Consider the following 11,060-nt stretch of genomic DNA (forward strand, 5'->3'; position numbering starts at 1 on the left):
CCGCGCGGGCGCGGGACGCCGCTCGCCGGTCCGGCCCTGCGCCGTGGCGGGCATGGTCCGCCCACGACCGGGCGGAACGCTGCCTGGCACGGCACAAGATGGTCAAGACACTCCTAGTTCCCCTTCCGGGCAAACATTGCCGGTCGCGGCACTAGACGAGCAGCTCACGGGGTGCGGGGTGGCCGAGGAACGCGACCGGGCTGGCGGTCAGGCCGTACGCGCCCGCCTGGAACACCGCGATCAGGTCACCCGGTTCGGCCCGGGGCAGCGACACCGCCTTGCCGAGCAGGTCGAGGGGGGTGCAGAGGCAGCCGACGACATCGACGACCTCGTCCCCGTCCGGTCCGGCGTCGACCTGGCCGGCGAGTGCGAGGGGGTAGTTGCGGCGCAGCGCCCGGCCCAGGTTGCCGGTGGCGGCGAGCTGGTGGTGCAGGCCGCCGTCGACGACCAGGTAGACGGTCCCCCGGGACTCCTTGCGGTCGACCACCCGGGTCAGGTAGACCCCGGCCTCGCCGACCAGGTACCGGCCGAGTTCGATCACCGGCCGGGCCAGCGGGAGCCGGTCCCGGACCACGGTGTCCAGTAGTTCGGCCAGGTTCTCCCCGATGGGACCGAGGGCCAGCGGCCGGTCCCTGGCGCTGTACGGGATGCCGAACCCGCCCCCGAGATTCAGGTACCGCACAGGGGCCGGGGCGTGCCCGGCCAGCTCGGCCAGCAGCTCCACCGTGGCCCGCTGCGCCGCGCGGATGCTGTCGGCGTCGAGGTTCTGCGACCCGGCGAAGACGTGGAACCCCTCGAACTCGACCCCGGTGCACCCCAGTTCGGCGAGCAGGGCCGGCGCCTGCTCGGAGTCCACGCCGAACTGCTGCGGCCCACCCCCCATCTTCATACCCGAACCCCGCACCGCGAAGGGCGGGTTGATGCGGAGTGCGGCCCTGGGACGGACCCCGAGTTCCTCTCCGGCCTTCGCCAACCGGGCCAGCTCGGTGGCGGATTCGAGCTCGACGAGGACTCCGGCGGCGACCGCCTGCCGCAGTTCCGCGGCCGTCTTGCCGGGCCCGGCGAAGGCGATCCGGGCCGGTGGCACACCCGTGTCCAGCGCCGCCAGCATTTCCCCCGCCGACGCCACGTCGAGGCCGTCGACCAGGGTGCTCAGGCAGTGCAGCACGGCGGGCATCGGGTTGGCCTTCACCGCGTAGCTCAGCTCCACCGCGCCGGGCAGCGCGGCACGCACCTCGGCGACCCGGGCGGCGATCAGGGCCCGGTCGTAGGCGAAGAACGGCGTGCCTCCGGCCCGCTCGGCGAGCAGTCCGGCGGGGATCCCCCCGATGGTCAGCTCGCCACCCGCCACCCCGTGCAGAGCGGGCCCGTAGGGCGCGGCGGCGGTGACACCCAGCTCATCCACCGCGCTCATGAGCCGGCCTCCGCGAGGCGCCGCAGCTCGACCCGGTCGAACTTCCCGTTCGCCGAACGGGGCAGCACGTCCAGCTCCATGATGCGGCGCGGCAGCATGTACGCCGGCAGTTCCCGGGCCATGGCCTGGCGGAGCCCCCCGGTGCCGCACGGGCCGCAGACCACCAGCACCACGTGCTGGCCGAGTTGCTCGTCCGCCGCGCCGAACGCCACCGCCTCGGTGACCAGTCCGGTGGCGTAGGCCGCCTCCTCGATCTCGGTAGGGCTGATCCGGTAGCCGGACGACTTGATCATCTCGTCGGCGCGGGCCACGAAGTAGAGGAAGCCCTCCTCGTCCCGTTGGACGGTGTCCCCGGACCAGACGGCGAGTTCCTGCCGCACCCCGGGCACGCCGCCGGGCAGCGCCCGGAACCGCAGGGCGGTGGTCTCGGGGTTGTTCCAGTAGCCGAGGGCCACCAGCGCGCCCCGGTGGACCAGTTCGCCCGGCTCACCCGGCATGCAGGGTGTGCCGTCCGGCCGGACCACCAGCACCTCGGCGTTGGGAATGGCCTTGCCGATGGAGTCGGGCCGCCGGTCGACCTCGTCGGGGTCGAGGTAGGTGGAACGGAACGCCTCGGTCAGCCCGTACATCAGGTAGGGGCGGGCCTGCGGGAAGTGGCCGCGCAGCCGGGTGAGGGTGACAGCCGGCATCCGCCCGCCGGTGTTGGCGAAGTAGCGCAGCCGCCGGGTGGCCTCCCGCGGCCATTCCAGCGCCGCGAGCTGCATCCACAGGGGAGGCACGCAGGTCAGCCCGGTGACGCCGTGGCGGGCGCAGAGCCGCATCACCTCGCGGGGCACCAGGTAGTTGGTGAGCACGAGGTGGGCGCCGCGGGCCAATGCGGTGGTGAGCTGGCTGAATCCCGCGTCGAAGCTCAACGGCAGGAGGCCGAGCAGGACGTCGTCCTCGGTGTGGGCGAGGTAGGTAGCCACGCTCTCCGCCCCGGCCAGCAGGTTGCGGTGGGAGAGCACCACGCCCTTGGGTCCGCCGGTGCTGCCGGAGGTGTAGAAGACCGCGGCGACGTCCGCGTCGATCACCGCGTCGGCGCCGGGCACCGGCCGCGCGCCCGGCTCGCCCAGCCGGGGCCAGGAGGTGATCTTCCAGCGGTCGTCGACCGGCGGCACGGCGGCGGTCTCACCGATCACCACGAGGTGCCGCACCGAGGTGTTCGGTGTCAGCGCGCCGCGCACGGTCTCCATCCGTTCGGCGGTGGTGATCAGGGCGACCGGCGTGCAGTCATCGGTCAGCCGGGCCAGATAGCGGGCCTTGAACAGGGGGTTGACCGGCACGAACACCCCGCCGGCCGCGGCGACGGCCAACACGGCCACCACGGTCTCGACGCGCTTCTCGGCGTACACCGCGACGCGGTCGCCCCGCCGCACACCCAGCCGGTACAGGCCGTACGCCGCCGCCGCGACCTGCTCAGCGAGCTCGCGGTAGGTGAGGGTGCGCTCCTTGAACGTCAGCGCCGGACGGTCGGGGGCGCCACGGCCGAGCAGTTGGTCGAGCCGCACGAGCGTCCCTGTCGCCCCGGGTGTGCCGGGCGTCCCGTGGGCCGCCCGTCCGTACGGCATGCGCCCGGCCGGGCCGGGCCGGGACCCGCCCCTGACGGCCTCGGTCTCGGTCAGCCTCTCACTCATGGCCGACGGGCTCCGCCGGCACGAACTCGGCCACGGCCCCCCACAGGGAACCCACGGTGGCGAAGGTCTCCTCGGTGAGCGCCTCGTCGGGCAGCTCCACCCCGAAGGTGTCCTCCAGCTCCGCGAGGAGCTGGACCACCCCCATGGAGTCCAGGCCCAGTGCCGCCAGGTCGTCTGCGGGGGCGAGTTCACTCGCCTCGGCATAGGGCAGGTACTGCAGCAGCGCGTCCTGGAAAGCACGCGGGATCTGCAAATCGGCCATGGTGGTCGGTCCCCATTCTCTTCTTCCGCCGGAGTGCGTGTGTTCTGCGCAGGTGCACGAACGCGGCTACTCGACCACCGGCCGCTCTCGTCTTGCCATCACGCCACTGCCACTCGGCCCAGTCCCCGCCGTGACCAGCACGTACCCCACGGGTGAGGTGACGGCGCGGGCGGTCCGACGGAGAAGGAACAGCGAAGCAGCAGGGAAACGGCATCCGAACGGGGGCCGGGCGGAGCCGACGACAGGGGGACGGCGGCAGGGTGATGGCACGTATGTCCACGATGCGCGGTAAGCGTGGCGTCCGGTTCCGGCCAGTCGACCGGACGACACGATTCGCATTCTTGACAGTGGGAGGTCTCTGCATGATCACGGGGATCACGATCAAAAGCCCCACCGCAGACGGTCTGTTCGGCGCCGCGGCGGCGCCCGGAGTAGCCTCGCCGACGGAACCGACGGATCGGGACAGCGTGGTCGCGGTTTACCAGTACACAACACACCACGGGTCGTTGACGCCCACGGCGGTCGACCAGGTGGCCACCGAGTTGGGCCTCTCGGCCGGCGAGGTGTTCGCCGCGGCCGCTCGCCTCGTCGAGCTGCGCATGTTGCGCACCGAAGAGGGCGCGGACGGCATCCTGGTACCGCTCGACCCGCAGACGGCGGCGACACTGCTGGTGTCGCCGATGGAACGGGCGATCCTCCAGCAACGGGACCGGGCCGACCAGTTGCGGGCCCGCATCGACACCATCGCGGGCGGGTCGGGAGCGATTTCCGGCCCTCTCGGGGTGATCGACCGCGCGGAGGGCGAGCCGGAGGTCCGGGGGCTGCTCCGGCTCGCCGCGGCCGACTGCCAGGAGGAGGCGGTGGCACTCTGGCCCGGCGTCGACGGCGTCTTCGAGGCCTGCTGCGACGCCCTGGGCTCCGGGGTCGCACTGCGGGTCCTCGTCCCGCACCGCGAACGCGCCGACTTCGCGTCCCGGGCCCGGGCGACCGAACTGGTGGCCCGGGGTGTGGAGCTGCGCACCATACGCGCGGTCCCCCAGGCGGCGGTGGTCTTCGACCGCGTGGTGGGCGTGGTGGTCGCACCGGGCGACGGCGTACTGCCGCCGACCGCGCGGCCCGTGCGGGACGAGACCACGGTGCACTGTCTGGTCGAGATGTTCGACCTGCTCTGGGAGTCGGCCAGCCCGTTCGAACCGAACGAACCGGGCTACGCGGAGGACGTGGTGGACGACTTCCAGCGTTCCATCGCCCTGCTGATGTCCCAGGGTCTCACCGACGAGGCGGTGGCACGCAGGCTCGGCATGTCCGTACGCACCTGCCGCCGTCACATCGCCGCCCTGATGCACAGCCTCGGCTCGGTCAGCCGTTTCCAGGCCGGCGTCCGCCTGGCACGGCGCCTGGCCGTCGACACGGCGGCCTGACCCCGGCCCGCTGCCGACCCCTGTCGGCCCTCCGGCCCCGCCCGGGGCCGGAGGGCCGACAGGGGTGGTGCCGCCGCGCTCCGGCCGCACGTCACCTGACCCGATCCCGGCCGGAGCCGCAGCTCAGGCTCCGGCGGGGACCGTCACACCGGTGCGCCCGGCCGTCTCCGCGTCCCGGGTACTGCCTACGGGAACCAGGTCGCGGGCGAGTCCCTCCAGCGGGCGGATGCCGAAAAGGGCTTCCAGGCCGAGTCCGGTCCAGCCGCGGCGGCGCAGTTCGGCCACGACGAGCGGTCCGCGCAGGAGGCGTCCGCCGGCGGCCGTGTACGGCAGGTCGAGGTCGACCTCCGCCACCTCGTTCACCTCTCCGACCACGACGGCCAGCACGGCCTCCGCCTCGGTCCCGGTGCCGGCCCCGGCTCGGATGCCCGGCTCCTCCGTCCGGTAGGCCGCGCCCGCCCTCTCCCGTACGGTGATCCGGAAGCGCTCGGGGCAGGACGCCCCCGGCTCGGTGGCCACGACGTCCCGGACGTACCGCCGCAGTTCCCGTTCCGGCATCGCTCGCGCCGTCTCGACATCGGCGATCAGCCGCCCTTCCGCGGCCTCCGCCTCGTCCACCCGGGCCCGGAGCACCGCAGGGTGTCCGGCCAGCACCCGCTCGACCGCTTCCAGGTCGACCAGGTCCCCGCCCGACCGACCGGTCCGCCGTGCCGCCGCCGGCGGGGCGTACCCGAACAGCGCCGCGGCCTCGCTCAGCCGCAGGTCGGCAGCCGGGTCGTGGTGAGCTTCGAGCAGCCGGACGTAGCCGTGCAGGAAGGCCTCGACGCCGGCCTCGTCCAGCACCTCGGCCAGCGTGCTCAGGCTGAGGCGCACCCCATCGCCCATTTCGAGCACGGTGAAATAGGAGTCGGTGCCGGAACGCGCCCAGGCGGCGGGCTCCGGTCCACGGAGGAACCGGTCGCGGCGGCTGCCGCAGCGTTGCTCGGGCCTGCTGAGGAAGTTGACCTCGGAGGTCACCCGCAGCGGCCGCCCACGACGGTGGCCCTCCTGGGCCACCAGTTCGGCCAGCTCGTCCCAGGGTGTGTGGGCGTGTTCCTGAGCGCTGGTCAGCGCCTCGGCGACGCGCGCCGCCACCTCGCTGAACGCGGGGTCGCCGGAGAGGTCCACGCCGACCAGGGTGGGACTGAACATGCAGGTCATCACGTTCATCAGGGAGCCCTCCCGATGACTGGCCAGCCACCGGTGGGCCACGCCGGCCTCCCCCGTGTAGACCGCGCAGGCGACCGTGTAGGCGGCCAGGTGCACGGCGGCCGGCCACAGCCGCAACCGGGCCGCGAGCTGCCGCACGGTGCCCAGCAGGGCGGGCGCGGTGAGGGTGGCGGCGTGCGCGGCCGGAGCCGCCGTGCCGGGCGGGACTTGTCGGCGGGTGCCGAACGCGTCGGCGGGCAGCCGCCGTACCGCCTCCCGCCAGTACGCCGTCGTCCGCTCCCGTTCGGCCGGGGCCATGGTGGCCTCGGCGGCAGCGAGACCGACGGGCTGGTGGGCGACCGGCGGGAGCTGAGCGCGCCGCCCCCGGGAGAGCCCCCCGACCAGCTCGACGAACTCCCGCTGGAACAAGCCCAGTGACCAGTCGTCGCAGCTCATGTGGTGGAGCACCAGCACCACCCGGGCGGGCATGCCGCCGGTGGTCACCACGCAGACCCGGATGGGCCAGTCACGGGCCAGATCGAACTCGGTCTCGGTCATCTCGGCGATCACTTCGGCCGGCCCGGGAGTGCCGTCGGCCTCCGAAGTGACGGTCCGCAGCCGCAACGGCCTGGGCGGGTGCACCACTTGGCGCGGCCACGGCCGGGCCTCGGCGTCGATCACGGTGCGCAGTCCCTCGTGACGGCGCACCAGGAAGTCCACCGCCGTGCGCACCACGGCCAGCGGAACCCCTGCGGGAACCGGGCTGTTGACCACGACATGGGCGTCATGCCGGGTGCCGGGCGGCACCTGCTGGTACCTGAGCCAGTGGTACCGCTGCCCCCAGCACAGCTCCTCGCCCCGCGCCCCGGTCCTGCTCGCGCCGTTCATCCGCCGCCTCCTCCTCCAGCGTTCTTCCGGCCGTCCGGTCTTCCGGTCCCGCCGCTTTCGAGCCTTTCCAGAATCCCCGCCCCGAGGGAGAAGAAACAGCATTTCCCGATGGCCAATGACGGACGGCAACTTGCTGTCATCGAAAGCGATCCGAAGCCGGGTCCGAAAGTGTTGACGCCACCAATAGACATGCCGGATTCTCCTTCTCGCCGGACGAATTCATCGCCCGGTGGACGTCCATATTCCTGGGCGTCTCCCTCATGGGAAGGTGTGATCCATATGACGAAGGCTGCGTCCAAGGCCGCTTCGAAGGCCGCGTCGAAGGCTGCTTCCAAGGCTGCTTCGAAGGCCGCGTCGAAGGCCGCGTCGAAGGCTGCCTCGAAGGCTGCGTCGAAGGCTGCGTCGAAGGCCGCTTCCAAGGCCGCTTCCAAGGCCGCTTCCAAGGCCGCTTCGAAGGCTGCCTGACCAACGAAGTACCGCCCGGCTCGCAGTTGATGCCGAGAGCCGGCCCGCGGACGCCGACTGCCACAAAGAGTCGGCGCCCGCGGGCTGCGCTCGCCGTACCCTTCCACGGCTGTCGCACCGCTCTTCAGGAAAGGAACTTCCGATGGATCGCGCCGAAATAATCGAGCATCTTCGCCAGTCCCTCACCGTTATTCTCGGCCGTCCGCTCCCGGAATTCGACGAAAAAACCAGGATTCTCGAGGACCTGGAAATGGACTCCATGCGCTTCGTCGAGTTACTCATGAGCCTTGAGGACACTCTCGGCCTGGAGGCGGATCCGGAAACCCTCGATCCGGAGGTTTTCCAGTCCGCCGGAGCCTTCGCCGACTACATCAAGGACCGTCTGGAATTCGCCCGCGCCGCGGGATGACGACGTCCGTCCCCGGCATCCGGTACCCGTAGCGACCACAGGACCGATATGAGCGAGACGATCACAGCATGTGAGGCCGCGGCCTACGACGGCGGTCCGGCCCGAGGCCTGGCGCTTGCCCTGGCCACCGCCGACGCCGGCCCGCCCCCGGGTGGCGTCGGCGCGCTGCCCTCCGGCGACGTGCCCCCGGACGCCGAGGTGGTGCCCCACCGGCTGGCGGCCCTGGAGGGCGTCGGTTTCGTCCGCTGGCCGGTGTCCGGGCCGGCCCCGAAGCCCACGGACGCCCCCCACCCCTGGACGCTGGCCGCGCACCTTGCGGCCGCCCGGGCGGGAGTGGCCCGCAGGCTGCTGGACGACGCGGTCGCCCACCTCTCCCGGCGCTCGGCGGGCGGCGAACTCCTCAGCCAGAAGCAGCTCGTGCGCGGCGTCGTCGCCGACGTGCACACCGAGTTGGAGGCCGTGCTGCGGCTGCTGCGTGTGGCCGGGCACCTCCCGGCCGCCGTGGTCGACGCCCACGACCGGCTCACCGCCCTCGACTGGGAGGCGGCCAAGCTCCTCGGCGCGGCCGGCTTCCTCGCCGACGGCCCGGCCCGTGCCGGGTACGTGGCCTGGCTGATCGCGGAGAGCTGGCTCGACCGGAACCACACCGCTGTGAAGGAGCCGGCGCCGTGCTGAAGCTGTCCGACACCCCGCTGCGGGAACTGCGCCACGTCTGCCGCGAGGCCGGCCGCGAACTTCGCCGGTACGCCCTGGCGGTGGACGACGACCCCGGCGGCTCCACCGCCTACCTGGACTCCGCGGTCCTGGCCCTGATGCGGGCGGCGACCACGCCGAAGGAGTTCCGTACCCCGGACATGCCGGACGACCGGGGGTTCGCCGACGGCTGTCTGTCCCGAGTCGTCGCCGGGGTGGAGATCGCCCGCGGGGACGCGGGTGTCGTCGCGGCCAACACGGGGGCCTCACTGGCCGGAGCGGCCGTCGACACCCTCGGGGACGACACCCAGCGCGCGTTGTTCTACTCGGCCATCGCGGACGGCCGTTCGTGGACGTGCTTCGGCATGACCGAGCCCGACCACGGCAGCGACGCCACCGCCATGGAGACCCGGCTCGACGCCCTGCCCGACCCGGCCGACGGCTACCTGCTGACCGGCGCGAAACGCTATGTCGGAAACGCCTCCCGGGCCTCGGTCGGCGTGGTCTTCGGCCGCACCGGACGCAGCCCGCTGTCCATCAGGGGAGCCCTGATCCCGCTGCCCGCCCCCGGGTTCACCGCCGAGCCGCTCGACATGATCGGCCTGCGCGGGGCGCGGATCTGCCGTCTCGGCCTCGACGGCGTGCACGTGCCGCGCGAGATGCTGCTCGGCGCGCACCTGCCCGCCTCCCGGCGCGGCCTGTGGGGCATCGGCCGCACCTTCAACGCGATGCGGCTGCAGGTCGCCGCCCTCGCCCTGGGCACCGCCCTGGGCACCCGCGACTACGTGGTCGAGCAGCGCCCCCGCTGGGATGGCCACGAGACCGTCTCCGCCCGCCTCGACGCCGCCCGCCAGTTGCTCTACGACGCGGCTGCCGCCGTCGACCACGACCCCGACACGCGCCGGCCGCCCTCCGCCGCCAAGCTCCACGTCACGGACCTGGCCGTGCGCACCGCCCACTGGGCCGCCCGCGCCCTGGGGCCCGGCGCGCTCCAGGAGCACCCGCTGCTGGAAAAGTGGTGCCGGGACGTGCGGGCCTTCGAGTTCATGGACGGAACCAGCAACATGCAGCGCCTCCACATCACCAGCGACATCGCCTCCCGGAGGGCCAGACCATGACCGTCACCGCCGAAGAGGCCGTGCGGCCGGACCCGCAGGCGCCGCCGCCGGTCTGGTCCGCGCGGCACGTGACCGAGGCCGACCACGCCGCGGCCCTGGACTTCTTCACCGAGCCCGACTTCCGCTTCCGTACCGTGCGGTCCGACGTCCTCGCCGAGTGGGAGGTCCTCTCCCTCCTCGACGACGCCCGTCTGCTGCTCGCCGACGGCGTGCCCGTCGGGCTCTACGCCGTCGAGAACTCCGGTGCCGACCACGCCTGCCATCTGATGCTCCAGCTCCGCCTCACCGCGCGGCTGCCGCTCGCCGTCTGGGGGTCCGCGTACCACGAGGTGATCCGCGGGCTGCGCCGGCACCGTGAGCTGGTCCGGCTCGCGGTGCTGGTGGGCGACGACGACGAACGCGGTCTGGCCGCCGCCCGGCTGGCCGGCCTCACCGAGGAGGGCGTCCTGCCCGGCATGACGGTCGGCGACGGCCGCCGCCGCGGGCAGGTCTTCTTCTCCCGTATCTGGGAGCCCGTGTCGTGACCACCCTGACCACCGCCCTGCGGCTGCGCGGATACCGCTCGGCCGACCTGCCCCTGCTCTCCGGCGGCTGGCTGCCCGGCGAGCTCCTCGGCCTGCCCGACCCCGACCGGCCGCCGCTGGCCGACCCGTCGTCCGTGCCCGCCCCGGCGGCCGGCCGCCCCGACGACGAGCTGTGTGTCGTGGACGGCGTGGGCTTCGTCCGGTTCACCGAGCTGAACTGGGTGCACCGCCGGGCCAGGCTCGAGACCGGGCTGCTCCGCGAGGCGTCCCATCTCGCGGGCCCGCTCCTCGAAGCGGCCCTCGTCCACGCCTTCTCCTGGCTCAACCTGCGCCGCGTGCACGGCTGGTACACCCCGGCCGGGCCCGACGGCGTACCACCGCTGCGCGCGGCGGGTCTGGCCCCGGAGGCCGAGATCCCGCAGGCGCTCTGGCTCGACGGCCGACCGGTGAGCCGCCAGATCTGGGGAGTGTCCCGCCCCGACACCGCGGCCGCCGTGACCGACAACGCGACCACGGTGACCGACGACGCGACCACCGGGACGACCGTCCCCGCCACACTGGAGCAGTTGTCCCCCGACGCCGCGGCGCGGCTGCTGGGCGAGGCTCCCCAGGACGCCGTGCGCGGTTTCCTCGACCTGGACCCGGTCACTCAGAACACCGCGCTGCTGGCCCGTGAGATCACCCGCCGGGGCCTGACGGTGCTGCGCCACGGCGAGGCGCTGCTCGGCTGCGCCGTCAACCCGGTGCAGCCCCGTCAGGCGACCGTGGCCACCACCTCGGCCGATCCGGTGGCGCTGCGGGCCCTGCTGTCCTTCCTGCACACCTACCGCCGGTGCACCTCCTTCACCGCCGAGACCCGCGCCGGTTCGCCGGTCCTCCCCGCGCTGGAGGCCTGCGGATTCACCCGGGCGGGTGTCCTGCCCGGCCATCTCTTCCTCACCCGCCGCTACCACGACGTCCTCGTCCACCACTTCACCCACACCGCGCTGGAGGGATGACTCC

The 11,060-nt window shown here is 73.1% G+C and carries 11 protein-coding genes; 6 read left to right on the plus strand and 5 right to left on the minus strand.

Annotated features, from left to right (window positions below; genetic code table 11):
- Positions 1-151: 151 nt before the first annotated feature.
- The 3 genes from OG936_RS03025 to OG936_RS03035 are packed head-to-tail and all read right to left on the minus strand — an operon-like array spanning position 152 to position 3,352.
- On the minus strand, positions 152-1,414 hold the full coding sequence (locus OG936_RS03025; protein ID WP_406492331.1) for a pyridoxal-dependent decarboxylase, exosortase A system-associated: 1,263 nt from the start codon (positions 1,412-1,414) through the stop codon (positions 152-154).
- Positions 1,411-3,090: an acyl-CoA ligase (AMP-forming), exosortase A system-associated gene (locus OG936_RS03030; protein WP_406492333.1), complete on the minus strand. Its 1,680-nt coding sequence runs from the start codon at positions 3,088-3,090 to the stop codon at positions 1,411-1,413. The genes OG936_RS03025 and OG936_RS03030 overlap by 4 nt, the downstream gene beginning before the upstream one ends.
- Complete coding sequence (locus OG936_RS03035) at positions 3,083-3,352, minus strand: phosphopantetheine-binding protein (protein WP_406492334.1); 270 nt, start codon at positions 3,350-3,352, stop codon at positions 3,083-3,085. Before OG936_RS03035 ends, OG936_RS03030 begins: the two co-directional genes overlap by 8 nt.
- Positions 3,353-3,714: 362 nt before the next feature.
- Between OG936_RS03035 and OG936_RS03040 the strand changes: the two genes are divergently transcribed.
- Complete coding sequence (locus OG936_RS03040; protein ID WP_406492336.1) at positions 3,715-4,773, plus strand: hypothetical protein; 1,059 nt, start codon at positions 3,715-3,717, stop codon at positions 4,771-4,773.
- A 123-nt stretch (positions 4,774-4,896) separates the two neighbouring features.
- Here the strand turns inward: OG936_RS03040 and OG936_RS03045 are convergent, their stop codons facing one another.
- Complete coding sequence (locus OG936_RS03045; protein ID WP_406492338.1) at positions 4,897-6,849, minus strand: condensation domain-containing protein; 1,953 nt, start codon at positions 6,847-6,849, stop codon at positions 4,897-4,899.
- Positions 6,846-7,292, minus strand: a complete 447-nt coding sequence (locus OG936_RS03050; RefSeq protein WP_406492339.1) for a hypothetical protein — start codon at positions 7,290-7,292, stop codon at positions 6,846-6,848. The genes OG936_RS03045 and OG936_RS03050 overlap by 4 nt, the downstream gene beginning before the upstream one ends.
- A 164-nt stretch (positions 7,293-7,456) precedes the next feature.
- Between OG936_RS03050 and OG936_RS03055 the strand changes: the two genes are divergently transcribed.
- The 5 genes from OG936_RS03055 to OG936_RS03075 are packed head-to-tail and all read left to right on the plus strand — an operon-like array spanning position 7,457 to position 11,056.
- The gene (locus OG936_RS03055) at positions 7,457-7,723 is read left to right on the plus strand and encodes an acyl carrier protein (protein ID WP_406492341.1); all 267 of its coding nucleotides are present in this window, start codon (positions 7,457-7,459) and stop codon (positions 7,721-7,723) included.
- Positions 7,724-7,771: 48 nt separating this feature from the next.
- Positions 7,772-8,398, plus strand: coding sequence for an acyl-CoA dehydrogenase family protein (locus OG936_RS03060; RefSeq protein ID WP_406492342.1), 627 nt, complete (start codon positions 7,772-7,774; stop codon positions 8,396-8,398).
- Positions 8,392-9,534, plus strand: coding sequence for an acyl-CoA dehydrogenase family protein (locus OG936_RS03065; RefSeq protein WP_406492344.1), 1,143 nt, complete (start codon positions 8,392-8,394; stop codon positions 9,532-9,534). Before OG936_RS03060 ends, OG936_RS03065 begins: the two co-directional genes overlap by 7 nt.
- Positions 9,531-10,058, plus strand: coding sequence for a hypothetical protein (locus OG936_RS03070; protein WP_406492346.1), 528 nt, complete (start codon positions 9,531-9,533; stop codon positions 10,056-10,058). The genes OG936_RS03065 and OG936_RS03070 overlap by 4 nt, the downstream gene beginning before the upstream one ends.
- Positions 10,055-11,056: a GNAT family N-acetyltransferase gene (locus OG936_RS03075; RefSeq protein WP_406492347.1), complete on the plus strand. Its 1,002-nt coding sequence runs from the start codon at positions 10,055-10,057 to the stop codon at positions 11,054-11,056. Before OG936_RS03070 ends, OG936_RS03075 begins: the two co-directional genes overlap by 4 nt.
- Positions 11,057-11,060: the final 4 nt, after the last annotated feature.

It is taken from the genome of Streptomyces sp. NBC_00846 (genome assembly GCF_045207325.1).
GTDB lineage: Bacteria > Actinomycetota > Actinomycetes > Streptomycetales > Streptomycetaceae > Streptomyces.

Coding starts and splice junctions, on each gene's coding strand:
- OG936_RS03060 (WP_406492342.1), top strand. CDS start 7,772: ATGAGCGAGACGATCACAGCATGTGAGGCCGCGGCCTACGACGGCGGT.
- OG936_RS03025 (WP_406492331.1), bottom strand. CDS start 1,414: ATGAGCGCGGTGGATGAGCTGGGTGTCACCGCCGCCGCGCCCTACGGG.
- OG936_RS03070 (WP_406492346.1), top strand. CDS start 9,531: ATGACCGTCACCGCCGAAGAGGCCGTGCGGCCGGACCCGCAGGCGCCG.
- OG936_RS03055 (WP_406492341.1), top strand. CDS start 7,457: ATGGATCGCGCCGAAATAATCGAGCATCTTCGCCAGTCCCTCACCGTT.
- OG936_RS03040 (WP_406492336.1), top strand. CDS start 3,715: ATGATCACGGGGATCACGATCAAAAGCCCCACCGCAGACGGTCTGTTC.
- OG936_RS03030 (WP_406492333.1), bottom strand. CDS start 3,090: ATGAGTGAGAGGCTGACCGAGACCGAGGCCGTCAGGGGCGGGTCCCGG.
- OG936_RS03045 (WP_406492338.1), bottom strand. CDS start 6,849: ATGAACGGCGCGAGCAGGACCGGGGCGCGGGGCGAGGAGCTGTGCTGG.
- OG936_RS03035 (WP_406492334.1), bottom strand. CDS start 3,352: ATGGCCGATTTGCAGATCCCGCGTGCTTTCCAGGACGCGCTGCTGCAG.